The sequence below is a fragment of the Rhizobium sp. X9 genome (assembly GCF_018873185.1).
In the GTDB taxonomy this organism is placed as follows: domain Bacteria; phylum Pseudomonadota; class Alphaproteobacteria; order Rhizobiales; family Rhizobiaceae; genus Agrobacterium; species Agrobacterium oryzihabitans.
In genome coordinates, this window is sequence record NZ_CP071311.1 from 2,323,327 (window position 1) to 2,346,146 (window position 22,820).

General features: G+C 60.0%; 21 protein-coding genes. 12 read left to right on the top strand and 9 right to left on the bottom strand.

Annotated elements, in window-relative coordinates; translation table 11 throughout:
* The first annotated feature begins 256 nt into the window (after positions 1 to 256).
* The 3 genes from JZY08_RS11415 (at position 257) to JZY08_RS11425 (ending at position 5,376) form a co-directional block, all read left to right on the top strand.
* Positions 257 to 2,140: an MFS transporter gene (locus tag JZY08_RS11415; RefSeq protein WP_035224467.1), complete on the top strand. Its 1,884-nt coding sequence runs from the start codon at positions 257 to 259 to the stop codon at positions 2,138 to 2,140.
* 196 nt (positions 2,141 to 2,336) lie between these two features.
* On the top strand, positions 2,337 to 3,911 hold the full coding sequence (locus tag JZY08_RS11420) for a Re/Si-specific NAD(P)(+) transhydrogenase subunit alpha (protein ID WP_142170144.1): 1,575 nt from the start codon (positions 2,337 to 2,339) through the stop codon (positions 3,909 to 3,911).
* 19 nt (positions 3,912 to 3,930) lie between these two features.
* The gene (locus JZY08_RS11425; protein WP_216330182.1) at positions 3,931 to 5,376 is read left to right on the top strand and encodes an NAD(P)(+) transhydrogenase (Re/Si-specific) subunit beta; all 1,446 of its coding nucleotides are present in this window, start codon (positions 3,931 to 3,933) and stop codon (positions 5,374 to 5,376) included.
* Positions 5,377 to 5,647: 271 nt separating this feature from the next.
* Here the strand turns inward: JZY08_RS11425 and rutF are convergent, their stop codons facing one another.
* The 7 genes from rutF to JZY08_RS11460 form a co-directional block, all read right to left on the bottom strand.
* Positions 5,648 to 6,172 (bottom strand): NADH-dependent FMN reductase RutF, encoded by a 525-nt coding sequence (gene rutF, locus JZY08_RS11430; protein ID WP_137038202.1) that lies wholly within the window; start codon positions 6,170 to 6,172, stop codon positions 5,648 to 5,650.
* Positions 6,173 to 6,198: 26 nt separating this feature from the next.
* Entirely contained in the window at positions 6,199 to 6,789 is a 591-nt protein-coding gene (locus JZY08_RS11435; protein ID WP_216330183.1) for a malonic semialdehyde reductase, read from the bottom strand.
* A gap of 16 nt (positions 6,790 to 6,805) precedes the next feature.
* Positions 6,806 to 7,597 carry a pyrimidine utilization protein D gene (rutD, locus tag JZY08_RS11440; protein ID WP_216330184.1) on the bottom strand — a complete coding sequence of 264 codons (792 nt, stop codon included), beginning with the start codon at positions 7,595 to 7,597 and terminating at the stop codon, positions 6,806 to 6,808.
* A gap of 13 nt (positions 7,598 to 7,610) precedes the next feature.
* Positions 7,611 to 7,997: a pyrimidine utilization protein C gene (rutC, locus tag JZY08_RS11445; RefSeq protein WP_003492069.1), complete on the bottom strand. Its 387-nt coding sequence runs from the start codon at positions 7,995 to 7,997 to the stop codon at positions 7,611 to 7,613.
* Positions 7,998 to 8,022: 25 nt separating this feature from the next.
* Positions 8,023 to 8,763 (bottom strand): pyrimidine utilization protein B, encoded by a 741-nt coding sequence (gene rutB, locus JZY08_RS11450; protein WP_216330185.1) that lies wholly within the window; start codon positions 8,761 to 8,763, stop codon positions 8,023 to 8,025.
* Positions 8,760 to 9,851 carry a pyrimidine utilization protein A gene (rutA, locus tag JZY08_RS11455; protein WP_216330186.1) on the bottom strand — a complete coding sequence of 364 codons (1,092 nt, stop codon included), beginning with the start codon at positions 9,849 to 9,851 and terminating at the stop codon, positions 8,760 to 8,762. Before rutA ends, rutB begins: the two co-directional genes overlap by 4 nt.
* Before the next feature lie 462 nt (positions 9,852 to 10,313).
* A complete protein-coding gene (locus JZY08_RS11460; protein ID WP_216330187.1) occupies positions 10,314 to 10,925 on the bottom strand; it encodes a biliverdin-producing heme oxygenase in 612 nt (203 codons plus the stop codon).
* Positions 10,926 to 11,233: 308 nt separating this feature from the next.
* Between JZY08_RS11460 and JZY08_RS11465 the strand changes: the two genes are divergently transcribed.
* The 9 genes from JZY08_RS11465 to JZY08_RS11505 all read left to right on the top strand — a co-directional run bounded on the left by JZY08_RS11465 (position 11,234) and on the right by JZY08_RS11505 (position 20,166).
* A complete protein-coding gene (locus JZY08_RS11465; RefSeq protein ID WP_216330188.1) occupies positions 11,234 to 12,118 on the top strand; it encodes a dihydrodipicolinate synthase family protein in 885 nt (294 codons plus the stop codon).
* 21 nt (positions 12,119 to 12,139) lie between these two features.
* Positions 12,140 to 12,796, top strand: coding sequence for a GntR family transcriptional regulator (locus JZY08_RS11470; RefSeq protein WP_216330189.1), 657 nt, complete (start codon positions 12,140 to 12,142; stop codon positions 12,794 to 12,796).
* A gap of 104 nt (positions 12,797 to 12,900) precedes the next feature.
* Complete coding sequence (locus JZY08_RS11475) at positions 12,901 to 14,232, top strand: ABC transporter substrate-binding protein (RefSeq protein WP_216330190.1); 1,332 nt, start codon at positions 12,901 to 12,903, stop codon at positions 14,230 to 14,232.
* Positions 14,232 to 15,170 (top strand): carbohydrate ABC transporter permease, encoded by a 939-nt coding sequence (locus JZY08_RS11480; protein ID WP_059755090.1) that lies wholly within the window; start codon positions 14,232 to 14,234, stop codon positions 15,168 to 15,170. Before JZY08_RS11475 ends, JZY08_RS11480 begins: the two co-directional genes overlap by 1 nt.
* A gap of 14 nt (positions 15,171 to 15,184) precedes the next feature.
* The gene (locus JZY08_RS11485) at positions 15,185 to 16,006 is read left to right on the top strand and encodes a carbohydrate ABC transporter permease (RefSeq protein WP_216331555.1); all 822 of its coding nucleotides are present in this window, start codon (positions 15,185 to 15,187) and stop codon (positions 16,004 to 16,006) included.
* Positions 16,007 to 16,035: 29 nt separating this feature from the next.
* Positions 16,036 to 17,094 carry an ABC transporter ATP-binding protein gene (locus JZY08_RS11490; protein WP_003492088.1) on the top strand — a complete coding sequence of 353 codons (1,059 nt, stop codon included), beginning with the start codon at positions 16,036 to 16,038 and terminating at the stop codon, positions 17,092 to 17,094.
* A gap of 21 nt (positions 17,095 to 17,115) precedes the next feature.
* Positions 17,116 to 18,078: a sugar kinase gene (locus tag JZY08_RS11495; RefSeq protein ID WP_216330191.1), complete on the top strand. Its 963-nt coding sequence runs from the start codon at positions 17,116 to 17,118 to the stop codon at positions 18,076 to 18,078.
* Between the two features lie 142 nt (positions 18,079 to 18,220).
* On the top strand, positions 18,221 to 19,279 hold the full coding sequence (locus tag JZY08_RS11500) for a P1 family peptidase (RefSeq protein ID WP_216330192.1): 1,059 nt from the start codon (positions 18,221 to 18,223) through the stop codon (positions 19,277 to 19,279).
* 20 nt (positions 19,280 to 19,299) lie between these two features.
* Positions 19,300 to 20,166, top strand: a complete 867-nt coding sequence (locus JZY08_RS11505) for a D-amino-acid transaminase (RefSeq protein ID WP_216330193.1) — start codon at positions 19,300 to 19,302, stop codon at positions 20,164 to 20,166.
* Positions 20,167 to 20,172: 6 nt separating this feature from the next.
* Here JZY08_RS11505 and JZY08_RS11510 read toward each other — a convergent pair whose 3' ends face one another.
* Together JZY08_RS11510 and JZY08_RS11515 are read right to left on the bottom strand one after the other, a co-directional pair.
* Complete coding sequence (locus JZY08_RS11510; protein WP_216330194.1) at positions 20,173 to 21,069, bottom strand: LysR substrate-binding domain-containing protein; 897 nt, start codon at positions 21,067 to 21,069, stop codon at positions 20,173 to 20,175.
* 203 nt (positions 21,070 to 21,272) lie between these two features.
* The gene (locus tag JZY08_RS11515) at positions 21,273 to 22,784 is read right to left on the bottom strand and encodes a serine hydrolase (protein WP_216330195.1); all 1,512 of its coding nucleotides are present in this window, start codon (positions 22,782 to 22,784) and stop codon (positions 21,273 to 21,275) included.
* Positions 22,785 to 22,820 lie beyond the last annotated feature (36 nt).

A 22,820-nucleotide genomic window follows, 5' to 3' on the forward strand; every position in this document is an offset into this window, starting at 1 on the left:
GAAGCTATTAGAAGGTTTCTCTGTTGTGTCAAGAAAAAAGGCATGTCCCGGGCCACCCGGCGCGAAGATGCAAAAACCGCCCTGCGACATTTTTGCACGTTATACATTAGACTAAAGTCATAATCCGAAAGCATCGCTCTTATTGGGGTTAATTTTCTGTCACTCTGATGTCATGCGCATTGCACCCTCAAGGGGGAGTCCGGAGGAGAGACAGGGCTCCGCAATGCGCTCATTTGACATCTGTGGAGGACAGACAATGGCAAACGTTGCAGCCGTGAGCGGCGCCGCCCGTCCCATGACGGGTGAGGAGAAGAAGGTGATTTTCGCCTCTTCTCTCGGAACAGTCTTCGAATGGTACGATTTCTATCTGTACGGCTCGCTCGCGATCTATATCGGCGCGAACTTCTTCAGTCAGTATCCGGAAACGACACGTAATATCTTCGCGCTTCTGGCCTTTGCCGCGGGCTTCCTCGTGCGCCCCTTCGGCGCGCTGGTGTTCGGCCGTCTGGGTGACATTGTCGGCCGTAAATATACCTTCCTGATCACCATTCTCATCATGGGCGTTTCGACCTTCCTCGTCGGTGTCCTGCCCGGTGCATCCCAGATCGGCATCGCAGCCCCGATCATCCTGATCGTCCTGCGCATGCTTCAGGGTCTGGCGCTCGGCGGCGAATATGGCGGTGCCGCCACTTACGTGGCCGAACACGCCCCGAATGGCCGCAGGGGTTATTACACCTCCTGGATCCAGACGACGGCGACGCTCGGCCTGTTCCTGTCGCTGGTGGTCATTCTCGGCGTGCAGTTCGCACTCGGCAAGGAAGCCTTCGCCGCCTGGGGCTGGCGCATTCCCTTCCTCGTCTCCGTTCTGCTGCTCGGCGTATCGGTCTGGATTCGTCTGAAAATGAACGAATCCCCCGCCTTCAAGAAGATGAAGGAAGAGGGCAAGACCTCCAAGGCCCCGCTCAGCGAAGCCTTCGGCCAGTGGAAAAACGCCAAGATCGCCCTGCTTGCCCTCGTCGGCGCCGTCATCGGTCAGGCCGTCGTCTGGTACACAGGCCAGTTCTACGCGCTGTTCTTCCTGCAGAGCATTCTGAAAGTGGACGGCCAGTCCGCCAACATCATGGTCGCGGCAGCGCTCATCCTCGGCACGGGCTTCTTCGTGCTCTTCGGCTGGCTTTCCGACAAGATCGGCCGCAAGCCGATCATCATGGCCGGCCTCGTTCTCGCTATGCTGACCTACTTCCCGCTGTTCAAGGCGCTCACCTGGGCGGGCAACCCGGCACTTGCGCAAGCACAGGCCAGCGTTCGCGCCACCGTGACTGCCGCTCCGGGTGACTGCAAGTTCCAGTTCAACCCGACAGGCACGGCGAAATTCACCACATCCTGCGATATCGCCACCTCGTTCCTGACTCGCAACTCCGTTCCCTATGACGTCGTTGCTGGAGCGGCCGGCGAGCCGGCGAGCGTCAAGATCGGCGACGCCACCATCGCCAGCTACGACGCCATCGCAGCCGGCGCGGATGCTTCCGCGAAGGACAAGGCCTTCCAGAAGCAGGTCAACATCGCATTGCATGACGGCGGCTACCCGCTGGTGCGCGGCGCAGCACAGGTGCCGGACGCGAAACTGGATGCCTTCATCGCCGCCAACCCGGAACTCAACCTCAATGCGGTAGCCGTTCGTGCCGCCGACAAGAAGATGGTTGCGACCGACAAGCTGGTGGCGGACAAGCTGCTGACGCCGGCCGAGACCGCCGGAGCGGCGGAAATGGCCGTCTACACGATTGCCGGCGGTGGCACCTTCGCCATGGTCGCCGATCCGGCCGCCGTGAACTGGGTCGTCATCATCGCGGTTCTGACCGTCCTCGTCATCTATGTGACGATGGTCTACGGCCCAATCGCGGCGCTGCTGGTCGAACTGTTCCCGACCCGCATCCGCTATTCCGGCATGTCGCTGCCCTATCACATCGGCAACGGCTGGTTCGGCGGCCTTCTGCCCGCCACCGCCTTTGCGATGAGCGCGGCGAAGGGCGATATTTACTATGGTCTCTGGTATCCGATCGTTTTTGCGGGCATCACGCTGGTCGTCGGCCTGCTGTTCCTGCCGGAAACCAAGGATCGCGACATCCACACCATGGATTGAACCACGTCCTGACGGACATTTTCGGAACCCGGCGCACAGGTGCCGGGTTCTTTTATTGCGCCACACGCAGCGATATCGAATGAACTGTCGCAGGGGGCTGTCATTGCGTCGCAGGCAAGACAAAATCAATATGGAGACAAAGCCCCCCTGAATAGGTTATGACCCCCCTGTATTTTCAGGCAGAGGGAGAGCCATTTTGAAGATCGGGACGCCTAAGGAATTATATGAGGGCGAAGCGCGCGTCGGTATGACGCCCGACAGCGCCCAGGCATTGCAGAAACTCGGATATGATTGCATCCTCGAAACCGGAGCAGGCAAGGCGGCGGGATTTTCCGACGACGCCTATCGCGCCGCCGGTGTAACAATCGTCGACAGCGCCGATGCGCTTTACGCCGGTTCTGACATCATCGCCAAGGTTCGTCCGCCGGAAACGTCGGAGATTGATCGCCTGTCTTCGGACAAGACGCTGATCTCGTTCTTCTACCCAGCCCAGAACAAGGACCTTCTGGAACAGGCGAAGGAAAAGGGCGCAAATGTCATCGCCATGGACATGGTGCCGCGCATTTCCCGCGCCCAGAAGATGGACGCGCTGTCCTCCATGGCCAATATCGCCGGTTATCGCGCGGTCATCGAGGCCGGCAATAATTTCGGCCGCTTCTTCACCGGTCAGGTCACCGCCGCCGGCAAGGTGCCGCCCGCCAAGGTGCTCGTCATCGGCGCAGGTGTTGCCGGTCTCGCCGCCATCGGCACGGCCACCTCGCTCGGCGCCATCACCTATGCCTTCGACGTTCGCCCTGAAGTGGCCGAACAGATCGAATCCATGGGCGCCGAATTCGTCTATCTCGATTTCGCCGACCAGCAGCAGGATGGCGCCGCCACCGGCGGTTACGCCGCCCCCTCCTCGCCGGAATTCCGCGAGAAGCAGCTCGAAAAATTCCGCGAGCTTGCACCGCAGATCGATATCGTCATCACCACGGCGCTGATCCCGGGCCGTGACGCCCCGAAACTGTGGCTCGCCGACATGGTGGCGATGATGAAGCCGGGTTCCGTTATCATCGACCTCGCCGCCGAGCGCGGCGGCAATTGCGATCTCACGGTTCCCGACCAGCGTGTCGTTTCCGACAATGGCGTCATCGTCATCGGCTACACGGATTTCCCGAGCCGCATGGCCACACAGGCCTCGACGCTCTACTCCACCAACATCCGTCACATGATGACCGATCTGACGCCCGCCAAGGACGGCAAGCCGGTTCACAACATGGAAGACGATGTCATCCGTGGCGCGACGGTCACCTATCAGGGTGAAATTACCTTCCCGCCGCCGCCGCCGAAGATCCAGGCCATTGCCGCGCAGAAACCAAAGGAAAAAGCAAAGGAACTGACGCCGGAGGAAAAGCACGCCAAGGAACGCGCCGAGTTCAAGGCGCAGACGAAAAGCCAGGTCGGTCTGCTCGTCGCCGGTACTGCTGTCCTGCTTCTCGTCGGCCTTTATGCGCCGGCAAGTTTCATGAGCCATTTCATCGTCTTTGTGCTCGCCTGCTTTGTCGGCTTCCAGGTCATCTGGAATGTCAGCCACTCGCTGCATACACCGCTGATGGCGGTGACGAACGCGATTTCCGGCATCGTCATCATCGGCGCTCTGCTGCAGATCGGTTCCGGCAACTGGCTGGTGGTGATCCTCGCCTCGCTTTCCGTCCTGATCGCGACGATCAACATCGTCGGCGGTTTCCTCGTGACACGGCGCATGCTCGCCATGTTCCAGAAGTCCTGAGCCGTGTAGGGGACAGTTTATGACCATTGGTATCGTTTCCGCGGCCTATGTTGCCGCAGCCGTTCTTTTCATCCTTTCTCTCGGTGGTCTTTCCGGACAGGAAAGCGCCAAACGCGCCGTCTGGTACGGCATAACAGGCATGGGCCTTGCCGTTGTCGCCACCGTCTTCGGCCCTGAAATCAGCAAGGGCGTCGGGCAGTGGCTCGTCGTGCTGCTGATGCTGGCGGGCGGCTCCGTGCTCGGCTACTTCGTCGCAAGCCGCGTGCAGATGACCGAAATGCCGCAGCTTGTTGCAGCCCTTCACTCCTTCGTCGGTCTAGCCGCCGTTTTCATCGGCTTCAACGCCCATATCGAGGAAGCGCATGTCGCCTCGCTCGATGAGACCGCGCGTTCGTTGCTAACCGGCTTTTCCGCCATCCTCGCCCACAAGACGCCTGTTGAACTGGCGATCATGAAGGTCGAGGTCTTCCTCGGCGTCTTCATCGGCGCGGTCACCTTCACCGGCTCCGTCGTCGCCTTCGGCAAGCTTGCCGGCAAGGTGGACGGCAAGGCGAAGAAGCTGCCGGGCGGACATCTGCTCAATGCCGGCGCCGCGATCCTGTCGCTCGTGCTGCTCATCATGTATTGCAACGGCGCCGGTGCATGGACGCTGGTGCTGATGACGCTGGCCGCCTTCTTCATCGGCTATCACCTGATCATGGGCATCGGCGGCGCCGACATGCCGGTCGTCGTCTCGATGCTGAACAGCTATTCCGGCTGGGCGGCGGCAGCCATCGGCTTCACGCTTGGCAACGATCTGCTGATCGTGACGGGTGCGCTGGTCGGTTCCTCGGGTGCGATCCTGTCCTACATCATGTGCAAGGCGATGAACCGCTCCTTCGTCTCCGTCATCCTCGGCGGCTTCGGCGGCACCACGGGTCCGGCGATGGAAATCGATGGCGAACAGGTAGCGATCGATGCCGAAGGCGTTGCTTCGGCGCTGAACGACGCCGATAGCGTCATCATCGTTCCCGGCTACGGCATGGCGGTGGCGCAGGCGCAAAGCGCGGTGTCCGAACTGACCCGCAAGCTGCGCGCTGACGGCAAGACCGTGCGTTTCGCCATCCACCCGGTGGCAGGCCGTCTTCCCGGCCACATGAACGTGCTGCTCGCCGAGGCCAAAGTGCCTTACGACATCGTGCTGGAAATGGACGAGATCAACGACGACTTCCCCAATACCGACGTCGTCATCGTCATCGGCTCCAACGACATCGTCAATCCGGCCGCCCAGGACGATCCGAACTCGCCGATTGCCGGCATGCCGGTTCTGGAAGTGTGGAAGTCCAAACTGGTCATCGTCTCCAAGCGTGGCCAGGGCACGGGTTACTCCGGTATCGAGAACCCGCTGTTCTACAAGGACAATACCCGCATGTTCTACGGTGACGCCAAGAAGTCGATCAACGACCTTCTGCCGCTCATCAAGTAAAAGAAAAGGGCGTTTCCGGGAGGCCGGAAACGCCTTCGAATTTCTGAGAAACGACGATACGTTTCGTCCGTCATGCCGGAATTGATCCGGCATCCAGCCACGGCGCGTCTGCGCCGTGAAAAGAGCCCTACGCGATCAAGGACCTGATCGCGCTGGACCCCGGATCAAGTCCGGGGTGACGGTGTGCGGATGCTACGGCCGCGCCAAACGGAACCGTTCCACGGGAGTTTGTCGTAGACTGCCGCCACTTCCAACTTTCAAAGGACCGCGCTCAAAGTACCCGGTAACGCCGGTTGAAATACATCAGCGCCTCATCACCTTCATTGATCTTCATATCCACAACCTCGCAGATCAGAATATCATGCGTGCCGCCATCATGCGCCTCGCGGATGCGGCAATCGAAGGAAACGAGCGCGTCCTCCAGAACCGGAGCGCCGGTTTCAAGCACACCCCAGCTGCCAGCGGCGAAACGCTCTTCCGCAGGCGTCTTGCCGCCGAAGAGCGTGCTCAGCACCTCGTGTTTTGAAGCAAGCGTATTGACGCAGATGACGCCGTTGGTCTTCACCACCTTATACGCGGAGGCATTGCGGTTGAGGCAGACGAGAAGCGTGGGCGGATTGTCGGAAACGCTGCAAACCGCCGTCGCTGAAAAGCCCGCCCGGCCTGCCGCACCATCCGTGGTGACGATATTGACCGCCGCACCGAGCCGCGCCATGGCGTTTCTGTATTCGAGGCTGCGCTGCTGTGCAGTCTTCGTCTCCATATCCGCTTCCTTTTCAAGAGACATCATCTGCATCTAAACTATCCTTCCTTAACAGGCCCTCAAGCCAGGACACAGGCCTCTTCAAAGCCAAGGCGCGGCAGGCGACCGAAGAGTTTCGACGGATCGCCATAGCCGAGATTGATCAGGAAATTGGACTTCCACGTCGTGCCTGCGAAAAACGCCGCATCCACCTTGCCTTTGTCGAAACCGGACATTGCCCCGGTATCCAGTCCCAAGGAGCGGGCTGCTAGGATGAGATAACCCGCCTGTAGCGTGGCATTACGGAAGGCCGTTTCCTCGGCCACATCAGGGCTGGAGGTAAACCACGAACGCGCGTCGGCATGTGGAAACAGCACCGGCAGTTTCTCGTAAAATTCGCGGTCGATGGCAGCGATCACGGTGACGGGTGCTGCCATGGTCTTTTCAAGATTGCCCGAAGACAGCGCTGGCCGCAGTTTTTCTTTCGCTTCCTGGCTACGCACGAACACGAAACGCCCCGGCGAGCAATTGGCCGAGGTCGGACCCATCTTCGTCAGATCGTAAAGCTCTCTCAGAGTCTCGTCGCCGACCGGCCTGTCAGCCCAGCCATTATGGGTGCGCGCCGCGGTGAAAAGTGCTGCAAGTGCCTTGTCGTCGAGTGCTGTCGTCATTGTCCTGGAAATCCCGTCAGAATGTTCGTGTTGCCGGTAGCAGAAACTGCAAAAGCCGAGCGTTGAAAAGGTCAGCTTCGGTAATATTGACCGCATGCGCCCCAAAATCGAGAAGGCAGAGTTCGCCCTGCGGCAAACCCTCAGCGAGACGCATGGAGCGGGTGTAGGGCACCAGAAGATCGTCTTTCGTGCCCACCACTAGCGCCGGATTGCCGATCTCGCCAAGGCGGGTATCCACATCGAAGGCCCTCAGCGCCGCGATGCGCCGAAGCACATTCGCCCTGCCCTGAAAATGCGCAACGCCATGGGCATCGTCCCGCGCCAGCCGCTCCTGATGTTTCGACATCCACGCGGCCGGATAGAGAAACAGCGGCTGGGCTTTCACGAAAGCCTCGACACCGGATTTCTCCAGAAGCTCGATCCGCACATCGAAGCAGCGCCCGGAATGCGGATCGGCCTTGCTCCAGGCATTGATCAGAACAAGCCTGTCGACAAGGCCGGGCCGGCGCAGCGCGATATCGAGGCCGATCAGACCACCAAGCGCATGACCCATGAAGTGGAATTTATCGAGGTCCAGCGCCGAAGCGATTTCCAGCACATCATCCGCCATCGCCGATATGCCGCCCTCCAGCGGCACCTCGCCACCGGTCCTGCCGGTTCCGCGATGGTCGTAGGTGACGATCCGGAAATGATCGGAAAGGGCTTCGATCTGCGGCGTCCAATAGGCGCCCGATCCGCCCAGCCCCGATGACAGCAGGATTGTGGGCGCCCCAGGATCAGTCCGGCCATGAACCTCGAAATGCATCATCTGCCGTTTCGCCCTATTTGCCGATATGGGCGACGGTGGCGATTTCCACCAGAGCATCAGGCTTTACCAGGCCGCACTGGATGCAATAACGCGCCGGCTTGTCGCCGGGGAAATATTCGGCATAGACCGTGTTGACGGCCTGGTAGTTCGCCCAGTCGGTGATGAAGATATGGTTCATCGTCACGTCCTCCATCGTGCCGCCGGCGGTCTCGATGACGGACTTGATGGTCTCCAGAACATGGCGGGTCTGCGCGCTGGCATCGCCCACATGCACGACATTATTGTCCTTGTCGAAGGGCAGCGTACCGGAAACATAAACCACGCCATCGGCAAGGGTTCCCGGCGAAAAGGGAGCGATGGGTTTGCTGGTGCCGGCGGGCACGACGATCTTCTTCGGCATTTCGTTCTCCTCTTGTGGTTGGATATCAAGCGCTGACGGGTGCGGCCTGCGAGATGACGCCGCAGAAATCATTGACGGTGGCGACCCAGCCGAAAAACTTCTCGACATTGTAGACCGTCGCCTGCTGGATATAGTCAGGACCGAGATGATGCGTGGCATCCTCCAGCATCACCCCGAAATATTCGAGATGGAAGGCGTCGCGCAGCGAGCTTTCGACGCAGACATTGGTGGCGATGCCGACGAAGACCAGATTGCGGATGCCGCGAGCGCGCAGCACGCTGTCCATATTGGTGTTGAAGAACCCGCTGTAACGCGTCTTCGGCACCAAGATATCGCCGGGCTGCGGCTGCAACTCGTCGACAATGGCATAGTCCCACGTGCCCTTGGCCAAGAGCTGGCCCTGCAGTTCCGGCCTTTTGCGCATCGTCTTCAGCGCATTGGACTTGTGCCAGTTGGGCGAACCCGGCCCGCCCGCCTCGACATAGTCCTTGTCCCAGCCATTCTGGAAATAAATGACCTGAACGCCAGCCGCCCGCGCCGCATCCAGCGTCCTCTTGATGTTGGCGATGGTGCCCTTGGCCCCGGAAATGTCGAACCCGGCAAGGTCGACATAACCGCCCTCGGTCGAATAGGCGTTCTGCATGTCGACCACGACAACGGCGGTCTCGCTGGGCTTGAGGGTGATCGGCTCCGGCCGGGCGGGAAGCGTCACGCTTTCCGAACGGCTTTCCGGCCCCTTGTAACCCGCCACGACGGCTTCACTCATTCCGCTGCCTCCAGTTCGGCCAGAACATGCTTGCGGCTCTTCATCAGCGGCTGCACATATTTGCCGAATTTTTCGACGCCTTCGAGGAAGTCGTCAAAGGTCAGCATCACGCCGCCCGTTCCCGGCACTTCGCTCATCTCGTCCAGCATGGCCGCCACTTCCTCATAGGAGCCGATCAGCGTTCCCATGTTGATATTGACCGCCGAGACGGGATTGGACATGTGCCGGACATTGGTGTCGGAGCCGGATTTGGTATCGACAGCGCTTTGCAGGCCGAGCCACTTGATCGCATCCTCATCGGCACCCGCCTTGTAATGCTCCCATTTCGCCCAGGCATCCTCGGATTTTTCCTCGGCAAGCACCATCGTCAACACGACGGATTTAACCTCGCGGCCAGTCTTTACCGTTGCCGCCAGCAGCCGCTCATTGGTGGGGGCGAAAGCTTTCGGCGTATTGACGCCGACACCGAAGCAGAAGCTGTAATCGGCAAACTTGGCCGAAAACGCCATGCCAGAGTTGGAGGAACCGGCGCAGATGAGTTTGACGTCGCCCTGCGGCACCGGCTTCATGCGGCAATCGTCCATCTGGAAGAACTTGCCCTTGTAGTCCGATTGTCCGTCTGTCAGCAGCTCTTTCAGGATGGAGGTATATTCGCCGAGATATTCGTAGCGGTCGCCGAAATAGTCGTCGCCCGGCCAAAGCCCCATCTGGCTATATTCCGGCCGCTGCCAGCCGGTAATCAGGTTGATGCCGAAACGGCCGCCGGAAATGGAATCGATCGTCGTCGCCATGCGCGCGACAATGGCCGGCGGCATGACCAGCGTGGCGGCCGTGCCGAACAGCTTGATCTTGGAGGTGACAGCGGCAAGGCCCGCCATCAGCGTGAAGGATTCCAGATTATAATCCCAGAACTCGGTCTTGCCGCCAAAACCGCGCAGCTTGATCATCGACAGCGCGAAGTCGAAACCATATTGCTCCGCCTTGAGCGTGATCGCCTTGTTCAGATCGAAGCTCGGTTTGTATTGCGGCGCGTTTTCGGAAAGAAGCCACCCATTGTTCCCGATCGGGATAAAAACACCAACTTCCATTTTGCTGTTCCCTTTTTAGCGTCAGGTGTCTCCTGACTTGACAAAAGAGTAGCAGGTTCTGTGCCAGACCAAATAAAATAATTTTATCAAATGGATAAAATTTCGAGGCCCATCAAGCCTTGACCAAAAGATAAAATTTTTATCATTTGGTAAAAATATTTGCCTGTTTATTCAGCAAATACCGAACACAATGTGCGGGAAATGGGAGACCCTCTAAACGGTCGCAGAGCGTGGCACGGCATCCGAAATGCTCACCTCCGTCATGCCGGACTTGATCCGGCATCCAGCCACGGCGCGTCTGCGCCGTGAGAGGAGTCTTTCGCGATCAAGGACTTGATCGCACTGGACCCCGGATCAAGTCCGGGGTGACGCCGCAGGGACTTTATGACTCAATCGAACACACCCGCGCAACGGGGCACGTCTGCGCGATGAGGACAACAATCGCAAAGCTATGCCGAAATCTCAGACGAGGCGCTGCTGCGCATAAGCATGTACGGCCCGGAAGGCAGCCTCGGCGCCCGCGACAACCCGCTCTTCCTCTTCGACCGTCAGCGAAATTTCATCGAGCGCGGCGGTGAAGGTGCGCCAGTGCAGGCCACGTCCTTCCGGAGCGCCGGCCAGATGGCGCGCGCCGAATTCTTCGGTGAGGCCAAGCTTGGCTGCATCTTTCAGAAGGAAAGCCGCGCCGAGATTGGAGCCTTCGACCACGTAAAGCCAGCCCATGGCCTCCGGCAGATCAAACGGCGTCTCGCTGGTAAAGCGCGGTGCCGCGGTTTCGGGAATTGCGTGGCCGAGATCGGCAAGGTCCTGCTCGATCATCGCAAGACGGCGGCGACCCTTGAGATCGGGAAGCAGGCCGTCAAGCGTCGCATTGGCGAAGAAGACATCGAGATCGCGATGGAAAAGATACTGCGTTTCCACGAATTTGCCGAAGTTCTCCCGGCTCTCGAACGGCTTCGCTGCCATGATGAAGGCATCGAGACCGCCATGTGCGCCGCGCGTTGCCGCTTTCAGGCGCTTGACGCGGCTCTGCTCGATCTGTTCCACAGGCGCTGACGGCTCCGCAATGCTCATGATGATAGTCCCTTTATCCCTATATTCAGACTGCCTGATAAAAATCTTTACTCCAACAGTCAAATTTTATTTTCGCATTTATCCGCTCCCTCCGCAGAGAGGATAGGCCAACTGTCGTCGTGATGAAACAGCCGCTGCCTTGACCGGGGTAATCGTTCCATTCCGCCCCGCACAAGGCCACTCCTCAGCCTGACTTGGAGGCGAATTCCGTCACCTCCTCTTTCCGAACGGTCATATTGCGATTACCTCTTTACAACTAACATGTCAGTATGCCATCAATTCGCGGTCACCTTGGAGGAGCATCTTAATTGACCCAGAAATTCGGCCTTTCGGCAGCCCTGACGACCCCTTTCAAAACGGACGGAACGGTCGATATCGACGCCATGATCACCCATGCCCGCCGCTGCCTTGAAAAGGGCTGCGACAGCGTGACGCTCTTCGGCACCACCGGCGAGGGATGCTCCGTCGGCAGCCATGAACGGCAGATCATTCTTTCCCGCTTCATCGAGGCAGGCATCGCGCCTTCCCGTCTGGTTACCGGCGTTCTCGTGGATTCCATCGAGGATGCGGCCGAACAATCCGCCGAGGCGTTGAAAGCGGGCGCCCGCAACATTCTTCTCGCCCCGCCCTCCTATTTCAAGAATGTCAGCGATGACGGGCTGTTTGCCTGGTTCTCGGCGGTTTTCGAAAAGATCGGCAAGGGCGCACGCGATATTCTCGTCTACAACATCCCTTCCGTGACCATGGTGACACTGTCGGTCGAACTGGTGGGTCGTCTCAAGAAGGCCTTCCCGGGAATCGTCACCGGTGTGAAGGATTCCTCCGGCAACTGGAGCCATACCGAGCGTCTGCTGAAGGACCACGGCGATCTCGCGATCCTGATCGGCGATGAGCGCGATCTCGCCAAGGGCGTTCGCCTCGGCGGTCAGGGCGCGATATCAGGCGTCGCCAATTTCCTGACGCAGGAAGTCCGTGCCATGGCCGTTGACGGCAAGGACGACCCACGCATCGTCGATCTTGTTGTGGAACTTCTGAAATTCCCGGTTACGCCCGCCGTCAAGGTGCTGGTATCACACACGACAGGGGAAAATATCTGGTCTGACGTGCGCGCGCCGCTCGTTGCCATTTCACCGGAGGACCGGCGGCAGATCGAAGGTGCATTTGATGCGCTGTTTCGCAAACAGGCCGCCTGAACAGACCTTGAAAGGTTGAGCATGGACGATACCGGCGAACAGACATTGCGGGAACGGGCGTATGAAAGCTTTACGCATCACCTTCTCTCGCGCGACGTTCGCCCGGGGCAATTCATCTCGCAGCGCCGCCTCGTGGAATTGACGGGTCTACCGCTCGGCGCGATCCGGGAGGCAATTCCACGGCTGGAGGCGGAGGGCCTGATCAAGACCGTGCCGCAACGGGGGTTGCAGGTCGCCCATATCGACCTCAACCTCATTCGCGAGGCGTTCCAGTTCCGTATCTTTCTCGAAAAGGAGGCCGTGGCGCTCTTTACCCGTTCGGCCTCCGACGAAACCATCGCAAAGCTCCTGAAACAGCATCGCGATATCGCCGAAGCGGCTGAAAACGGTGGGGAATCACCGGAACTGGACCAGCATGCGCAGCAGGTGGACTGGGGCATGCACGATGCCTTCATCGATGCGCTCGGCAATTCGATCATCTCGAACGCCTACCGGGTCAATTCCATCAAGATGCGCCTCATCAATCAGGAGCGCTTCCGCATCGCCGGCCATGTGAAGTCGGTGATGAAGGAACATCTCACCATTCTCGAAGCCATCGAGAAGCGGTCTGTCGAAGACGCCGTGGAGCGGCTGACCGCCCATATCCGCAACGCAAGGGACAGGGCGCTGGCGGTATAGGGCAATTCCGGCAGGGTCTAATGAGGGTTCTGCGCCGGAATTGCATGAAAATAAGCAACAAGCCGGGGTGAGGAGAATTTCCGGCTAACTGGAGGAGAACTGACATGACGCATTCATTGCTCAACCCCACGCGTCGCGCCTTTCTGGCAGGCACGGCAGCGATCGGCGGCAGCGCGATGCTCGGCATTCGCCCGGCATCGGCAGCGGTGAACTGGAAAAAACACGCCGGCACCACGCTTGAGGTCAATCTCGTCAAAAGCCCGCGCAGCGAAACGCTGATCAAATATCTCGGCGAATTCGAAGAACTGACCGGCATCAAGGTCAATGCCGAGGCAACGCCGGAACAGCAGCAGCGCCAGAAGGTGGTGATCGAGCTTTCCTCCGGCAAGCCGAGCTTCGATGTGGTGCATCTGAGCTACCACGTGCAGAAGCGCCAGTTCGAAAAGGGCAAGTGGCTGGCCGATATCAGCGGTTTCCTGAAAGACCCGTCGCTGACCGATCCGTCGCTCGTCGAAAAGGATTTTGCCGAAGCCGGCATGCTGTTTGCCAAGGATAGTGACGGCGTGCTGCGCTCGCTGCCCTTCTCGGTGGATTACTGGATCGTCTACTGGAACAAGGAACTCTTCGAGGCCAAGGGCCTGAAATACCCTGAAACCTTCGAGGAACTGGTGACCGCAGCGGAAAAGATCACCGATCCTTCCACCAACACCTATGGTTTCGTCGCCCGTGGCCTGAAGAACGCCAATACCCCCGTCTGGACCTCGCTGATGCTGGGTTACGGCGCAAAGCCGATCGGTGCTGACGGAAAAATCGACACCGAATCCAAGGAAGCGGTGGAAGCGGCAGCGCTTTACCAGCGCCTGATGACCAAAGCCGCCCCTCCCGGTGTCTCCGGCTTCAACTGGGCGGAAGCGCAATCGGCCTTCCTGCAGGGCAAGATCGGCATGTGGTTCGATGGCGTCGGTTTTGCACCGCCAATCGAGAACCCGGAAAAATCCCGCGTCGTCGGCAAGGTCGGTTACGGCGTTATGCCGAAGGGCCCGGCAACCCAGGCCGCCGGCACCTTCGGCGATGGTCTCGGCGTTGTCGAAGCCAGCAGCAAGAAGGAAGCTGCCTATCTCTTCTGCCAATGGGCGATTTCGCATGAAATGGGCGCGCGTCTCCTGCAGGCCGGTGCCGGCGTTCCGTTCCGCCAGTCCATCCTCGAAGACCAGAAAGTGCGTGAAGGCGTGAAGATGCCGGCCGCCTGGCTGGATGCGGTCGTCGGTTCCGGCAAGGTCTCGCAGCTTGCCCTGCCCGTCATCATTCCGGTGACGGAATTCCGCGACATCTACGGCGTCGGCCTCACCAACATGATCGGTGGCGCGGATCCGGCAGCCGAACTCAAGAAGGCGACGGAACAGTTCGCACCCGTTCTGGCGCGTAGCGAGGGATAATGGCCTCCGTGAGCATCGAAAACACCAAAACAGGCGTCAGTCGTAAAGAAGGGAGCAGGCCGGCAAGGCTTGCTCCCAACTACTGGCCTTTTGTCATACCGGCACTTGTCGTCATATCAGCCGTGATCGTTTTTCCATGGGTGTTCACCCTCTGGATGAGCGCACATCGCTGGACGCTTGGACAGGAGCAGAGCTTTATTGGTTTCGAGAACTACATCCGGCTCGCCAGCGACGCCCGGTTCTGGGAATCGCTCTGGCACACGCTCATCTATACCGTGCTGTCGGTCGTCGCTCCGCTGTTCCTCGGAACATTGGCGGCGCTGGTTTTCGATGCGCAGTTTCCGCTGCGCGGTTTCCTGCGCGGCGTCTTCGTCATGCCGATGATGGCGACCCCGGTCGCCATCGCGCTCGTCTGGACCATGATGTTCCACCCGCAGCTCGGCGTCCTGAACTATCTGCTCTCCTTCGTCGGCATCGGGCCGCTGGAATGGATTTACAACCAGTCCACCGTCATCCCCTCGCTGGTGCTGGTGGAGACCTGGCAATGGACGCCACTCGTCATGCTGATCGTGCTTGGTGGTCTCGCTGCCGTGCCGCGCGAGCCCTATGAGAGCGCCGAAATCGACGGTGCCAATGCCTGGCAGAAATTCCGTTACCTGACGATGCCGATGATCGCGCCGTTCCTGATGATCGCCGTCATCATCCGCTCCATCGACGCCGTCAAAAGCTTCGACATCATCTATGCGATGACTCAAGGCGGACCCGGCACGGCGTCCGAAACCATCAACATCTATCTCTACAACACGGCATTCGCCTATTACGACATCGGTTACGGCTCGGCCATGGCCGTCGTCTTCTTCATCATCATCGTGGCGCTCTCCTTCGTGCTTCTGATGGTGCGCCAGCGCTCGCAATGGAACGAGATGGAGGATCGCTGATGTCTGCAAAAATCCTGAAACGCAAGACGCTTGATCGCATCGGCCTGTTCTTCGTGGCGCTGGTGATGATCTCTCCTGTCATCCTGTTCTTCATGTGGATGATCTCACTGTCGCTGAAATACGAGATCGACAACGGCGCCTATCCGCCGATCCTCATTCCCGAACGTTTCGCCTGGTCGAATTATGTGAAGGTGTTCGAGGAGAACAATTTCTTCCTTTATTTCTGGAACTCGGTCCTCGTCACCGGTGCGGCCACCATTCTGGCGCTGGTGATCGGTGTGCCCGCCGGTTACGGCATCGCTCGGCTGAAAGCAGAAAAATCGGCGGTCGTCATCATGATCGCCCGCATGACGCCCGGTCTCTCCTTCCTCATCCCGCTGTTCCTGCTGTTCCAATGGCTGAACCTCTTGGGCACGCTCTGGCCGCAGATCATCATCCATCTGGTGGTGACGGTGCCGATCGTGGTCTGGATCATGGTCGGTTATTTCGAAACCACGCCGAAGGAACTGGAAGAAGCGGCAAGCATTGACGGCGCGTCCTCATGGCAGGTGTTCCGGCTGGTGGCGCTGCCGATCGCCAAGCCCGGCATCGTCGTTTCCTTCATCCTCGCGGTCATCTTCTCATGGAACAACTTCGTCTTCGGCATCGTGCTGGCCAGCCGTGAAACGCGCACCCTGCCGGTCGCGGTCTACAACATGCTCTCCTTCGAACAGGTGAGCTGGGGACCGCTTGCCGCAGCCGCGCTGATCGTCACGCTGCCCGTGCTGCTGCTCACAATGTTCGCACAGAAACAGATCGTGGCGGGCCTGACCGCCGGCGCCGTCAAGGGCGGCTGAACCAACAAATTATAACGGGAACCTTTACAATGGCACCGGTCAATATCCTGAACGTCCAGAAGCGCTTCGGCGCGGTCAACATCATCCACGGCATCGATATCGACATCAAGGATGGCGAATTCGTCGTGCTCGTCGGCCCTTCCGGCTGCGGCAAATCCACCCTGCTGCGCATGATCGCCGGGCTGGAAGAGCTGAGCGACGGCGAAATCCACATCGGCGCGCGCGAGGTCAGCCACCTGCCCGCCCGCGACCGCGATATCGCCATGGTCTTCCAGAACTACGCCCTTTATCCGCACATGACGGTGAAGGATAATATGGGCTTCGCGCTGAAGCTGAAGAAGGTGAGTGCCGAGGAAACCAAGGCGAAGGTGGACAGGGCGGCCGCCATTCTGGGACTGGAAAAGCTGCTGGACCGTTATCCACGCCAGCTTTCCGGCGGCCAGCGCCAGCGTGTCGCCATGGGCCGCGCGCTGGTGCGCGATCCGCAGGTCTTCCTGTTCGATGAGCCGCTCTCCAACCTTGACGCCAAGCTGCGCGTGCAGATGCGCGGCGAGATCAAGGCCATGCACCAGCGCATTGGCACCACCACCATCTACGTCACCCACGACCAGGTGGAAGCCATGACCATGGCCGACAAGATCGTGGTGCTGCATGATGGCGTCATCGAGCAGATCGGCGCGCCGCTGGAGCTCTACGATCGCCCAGCCAACCTCTTCGTCGCCGGTTTCATCGGTTCACCGGCCATGAACTTCATTCGCGGACGCGTTGAAGAAGGCGTGTTCCGCACGGTGAAGGGCCTGAGCCTGCCCCTGCCCGCAAACGCAGACATCGCTGCACTGGGCGGTCGCGACCTCGTCTACGGCGTGCGCCCGGAACATATCCGCGCAGCAAGCGGCGGCATCGAAGGCCGTGTCGAACTGGTTGAAGGCACCGGCTCGGAAATCTATGCCAAGCTGAACTGCAAGGGCGACGAGATCGCCTGTCTGTTCCGCGAACGGCTGGACGTTCGGTTCGGCGATACGATCCATATCGCCATCGACCCGGAAATGGTGCATCTCTTCGACAAGGCAAGCGGTAAGCGAATCTGAGAACTGAGAAGGGTGACGGGCATGGAGAGCCAACACGAGAGCCGCAGGCATGTGCTGTGCGTGGGCGCTGCCGTGCTCGACACGCTGTTTCGCGTCCATGACATGCCGAAGGGCGAAGGCAAGGTCCTGCCCTATGAGATGCTGCAGATTGCCGAGGGCATGGCATCCAGCGCGGCCTATGCGGTGCACCGCATGGGCGGCCACGCCAGCCTGTGGGGTGCAGTCGGCGACGACGAGACCGGCACCCGTATCCTGCGCGACCTCGCCGAAAGCGGCATCGACACCAAAGGCATGACGGTCGCTACCGGCGCGCGCTCGGCGCTCTCGACAATCATAATCGATGATCGTGGCGAACGGCTGATCGTGCCTTTCTACGATCACCGGCTGCACGAGAAGAAGCGCTCCTGCACGCCGGCAGACCTCGCCACTTTCGACGCCGTTCTGGTAGATGTGCGCTGGCCGGAACTGGCGCTCGATGTTTTGACGGTGGCACGCGCCCTCGGCAAACCCGCCATTCTGGACGGTGATGTCGCGCCCGTCGAAACGCTTGAAAAGCTCGCGCCTGCCGCAACCCACATCGTTTTTTCCGAACCCGCCGCCGCCCGGCTGACGGGGCTTGAGGTCGTGGAAGCCATGCTGCCGGTGCTGCATGCCCGCTACCCGCAGACCTTCATCGCCGTCACCGCCGGACCAGCAGGTTGCTACTGGACGGAAGCTGGCGATCCGACCGTGCATTTTCAGGAAACGATGCAGGTCGAGGCGGTAGATACGCTGGCGGCGGGCGACATCTTCCACGGCACCTTTGCGCTTGCGATGGCTGAGGGCATGGAAAGCCGCGCGGCCATCCGGCTCTCCTCCGTTGCCGCCGCACTCAAATGCACCGTCTTCGGCGGCCGCGTCGGCGCGCCCACGCGCGAAGAGACCGAGGAAGCCATGTGGCAATGGCTGGAGCGTGGAGGCGAAACCGCGCTGCGCGCCTCCTGAGCGCATCCATTGCCCGCATAAAACTATTCCATTTTTGCGATGCCGTTTCGCGGAGAACTAGGCTAACGTTCGGACAGGCAAAGCTTTTTGCAAGCCGCGCCCGCTCCAATTTCAGCCTGCATTTCGCAAAAGTGATCGCCCGATGCATCAGACGACCCGCCAGAGACTGCGCGATATCGGTTTCCGGCCCGGCCATTTCGAGACCGGCCCGCTCAACGCCATCACCGATGTCGAAGGCGTGATCATCGGCCATTCGACCGTCATCGAAGGCGACACGATCCGCACCGGCGCAACCGCGATCCTTCCGCATGGCGGTAATCTCTTTCAGGACAAGGTACCCGCCGCCTTCGCCGTCTATAACGGCTTCGGCAAATTCGCCGGCTCCACCCAGATCGAGGAACTGGGCGAACTCGAAACACCAATCATCCTCACCAATACGCTGGCGACAGGCCGAGCCATCGAGGCGATCAACCGCCATACGCTGGCGCAGCCGGGCAATGAGAAAGTCGTCTCGATCAATGCCGTCGTCGGCGAAACCAACGATTCCCGCCTGAACGACATCCGTGCCGGCCGCCCGACGGTCGATGAGATATCAGCCGCGCTGCAAAACGCGGCCACAGGCCCGGTGGCCGAGGGCGGCGTGGGTGCCGGAACCGGTACGGTCGCTTTCGGCATGAAAGGCGGTATCGGCACCGCCTCGCGCATCGTCACCATCGCCGGAGAGACCTATACGCTCGGCGTTCTCGTACAGTCCAACTATGGCGGCCATCTCCTCGTCTGCGGCAAGCCCTATGTGAGCCCGGAGCACAAGGACAAGGACGGCTCGATCGTCATCATCATCGCAACCGATGCGCCGCTTTCCTCCCGCAATCTGAAGCGTCTGGCCACCAGAAGCTTCGGCGGGCTGGCCCGCACGGGCGCCGCACTCAGCAATGGTTCCGGCGACTATGCACTGGCATTTTCGACCGACGAGCGGCTTCGCAAAACACCTGCGCGCCGCAAGGCCGTCGCCGATTTCCCTGAACTCTCCAACGATGCGATTTCGCCGCTGTTCGAGGCCGCCATAGAGGCGAGCGAAGAGGCGATCCTCAATTCGCTCTGCACGGCATCGACGACAACGGGCTTCAATGCCGCAACCGGCAAAGTCTCAACTGTCGAGGCCATTTCCATCGATACCCTCAAAACCCTTCTTTCAGCCTGACCTTTCCAGACGGAGTTTTCATGACTAGCCAATCCGGTCGCATCGTTTACCTCAACGGCGAATTCCTGCCTGAGGCGGACGCCCGCCTTTCCATCTTCGACCGCGGTTTCCTGTTCGGCGACGGCATTTATGAAGTCACCTCCGTTCTGGAAGGCAAGCTGATCGACAGCGACCTGCATATGGCCCGGCTTGAACGCAGCGCCCGTGAAATCGACGTGCCGCTGCCGGTCACGACGAAGGAAATCGTCGAGGCCGAACGCCGCCTGATCGCCGACAACAACCTCGCCGAAGGCATGATCTACCTGCAGCTGACGCGTGGTGCGGAAGACCGCAACTTCCTGTTCTCCGCTGATATCAAGCCGACGCTGGTCATGTTCACCCAGGCCAAGAAACTCATCGGCACCCCTGTCGAAGAGGCGGGCCTTGCGGTCAAATCCGTTCCCGACCAGCGCTGGGAGCGCCGCGACATCAAGACCGTCTGCCTTCTGCCGCAGGTGATGGCAAAACGCATCGCCAAGGCCGAAGGCTGCGACGAGGCGTGGATGATCGAGGACGGTTTTGTCACCGAAGGCGCATCCTCCACCGCCTATATCATCACCGGCGACAGGAAGATCATCACCCGCGGCAACAGCAACAAGACCTTGCCCGGCTGCACCCGCCTTGCCGCCCTGCAACTGGCCAAGGAAGCCGGCTTCACGCTGGAAGAGCGGCCTTTCACGCTGGAAGAGGCGCTGAATGCCGATGAGGCCTGCCTCACCAGCGCCTCCAACTTCGTGGTTTCAGTGACGAAGATCGACGGCAAGCCGGTTGGCAATGGCAAGCCCGGCCCGCTGGTGAGCCGCCTGCGCGCGCTTTATCTCGAAAACGCCCGCCGCACGGCGATCTGACCAAGATCAACCTTCGAGAACCGCCCATATGCGCTCGACAACGGGGCGGCGGTTCTCTCTTGAGCGATAAAGCCTGATATCGACGGCAATATCGAAACTGTGATCGGCGGCACGCACCAGCGTGCCGCTGTCCAGCTCGTGCCGCATCAGGCTTTCCGGCACCCAGGCGACACCCCAGCCAGCCATTGCCATGGCTTTCAGCCCCACCGACATGCTGCCCTCATGCACCCGCTCGAACTGCGGCAGGCGCGCGCTCAAGAGATCGCGCAGCAGCGGCCCGAAGAACGACGCCTTTTCGTAATCCAGATAGGCAAAGGGTTTCTTCGCGTTTTCCACGAGTTCATGCAGCGGTGAACCATCTTTCGCCGGCGCGGAAACGGGAATGATATTTTCTGCACCCAGCACGCGGAACTCGAAGGTCTGCGCATCGAGCAGCATCGGCACTTCGGGATGGGCATAGGTCAGAAGAAAATCGCTCTGCCCATCCACCAGCGAATTGAGGTTTTCCTCCATGCTGCCGGAATCGGGCCGCAGAACCGAAAACAGCGGCCCCGCCGTCTCGTTTACCCTTTTCAGCCAGTCTGGAAAGAAGGTGAAAGACAGCGTGTGCAGCGCCGTCAGCCGCACGGTCTTCGCATCCGCCCCCTCCTCCTGAAGCAGTGTGCGCCGGGCGTGGTAAAGCTGTTTCAGCGTTTCCTGCGCCACCGGCACGAATTTCACCCCCGCTTCGGTCAGCCGGGAGGGATAAGACGCGCGGTCGACCAGCGTGGCGCCCACCCAGGCTTCCAGCTGCTTGATCCTTCGGCTGAAAGCGGATTGCGTCACATGCCGCTCATCCGCCGCCTTCGAAAAATTGAGCGTTCCGGCCAGCGCCAGGAAATCCTCGAGCCATTTGACTTCCAAGGGCCTGTTCTCCCACAAAGATGTCGTCCCGGCCTTCAACCGGAACATGGGGTCTTTATTAGGAGCAATAAGGGCTGATTGAAACCCTTTTAGGAAGGCCGAAAATGCGGATAAACGGCCACGAAACTCTCTTCCGTCATCCTCGGGCCTGACCCGAGGATGACGTTGAGTTTGTAGGAGCCAACGGGATCGATTTCAGACCGTTAGCGGCTTCGCGAATATTCGATCATCCGCGCGCGGCTGGAAACCAGCTCGATCCGGTCATCGCCGAGACGATTGAGGCAGACACGCTTCGTCCATGGCCCGTCAACCAGCGTGAAGAGGAAACGGCCATTGCCGAGTGCCTTCAGAGGCATGCTGCGTCGCGTGGGGCCGATGCCCATCGTCAGCGAGGAGCCGCTGATCGCAAATTCCGCTCCCTCATCGGAGCGCCACGACCCCGAAAGATCATCGGGCACAGCATGATCGCCTACCGGCAGGAAGCGGCGGGCGGCGTGACCAGCCTCCCCAATAATCGCATCATCCTCGAGCTTCAGGTGCATGGGCGACGATGCCGAACGCGACGACACCCAGCCATCGGCATCTTCATAAAGCGTGTCGTCGCCATCGATGAAAGCGGATGTGCTGCCCTTGATCTCCAGCCACCACGGTCCGCTTTCAGTAACATAAAGGCCTTCCGGCAGGCTGGCGGCGGGTTTGGGCAAAGGCAGACCTGTCAGGGCTGCCATGCTTTCCAGCGCGATCTTGAAGCCATTGGTATCCTCGCGATTAGACACCACGACGAAACCCGTGCCGTTTTCCGGATCGAGCAAGAAATAGGTCTTGTATCCCGGATGCGAACCGCCGTGACCGACGAAGCGCCTGTCGCCAAGGTGCGACCAGCGCAGGCCGAGACCATATTCGCTCATCCGTCCATCGGCGAGCGGCCGCTCGGTGGAAAGCCCGTCCAGAACGCCCGCCAAGCTGCCCTCACCCCGCATCAGGCCCTGCAGCCAGCGGGTCAGCGCTTCGGCACTGCCGGCAAGACTGCCCGAAGCGGAAATATGCAGGCCGGCTGCCGAGAGCTGCCAGTTGCTTTCCGCCTTCCAGTAGCCGGGTACCAATCCATCGACCGGATCGTTCCAGACATCCGGCGCCTTCAGGAAAACGCCGAACGGACCGGCAATTTGCGCCTGCACGAAATCATCGAAACGGAAACCATGACGCTCCAGCGCCGCTTCCACCAGACGATAGCCAGTATTCGAATAGGAAACCTCGCTGCCGGCATCGAAGTTCAGTCGGATCAGCCGCGAGATATAGTCTAGCAGCGGACCGGCCTTCGTTTCGGTGTAGACGGAAAGACCGAGCAGAGAGAGGCATTCGCGCGTGTCCGGCAGGCCGCCGCTCATATCCAGCGCCTGCCCGACAGTGACGTCGCGGAGTGGCGATTGCAGCTCCGGCAGATGCTTGCCGAGCGGATCGTCAAGGCCGATCAGATCGGAATGGGCAAGCACCATGGCGCAGAAGGCGTGTTTGGTGACGGAGGCATAACGCACCACGCTTTTCGGCGTGAAGGGTGTGAAGGTGGAAAGGCTTTCCACGCCACCCGCATGGGCGAAACGGATGCCGTCGAGATCGAAACCGATGACTGCCCCGCCCGGCTCGTTGGCTGCCCAGTGCGAGACGAAGGTCTCGGCAAGCGTTGAAGCGGCGTTCCAGTCGAATTGCTGTGACATTGTTCGGTCTCGTGTCTTTGTTTCGACGTCGATAGC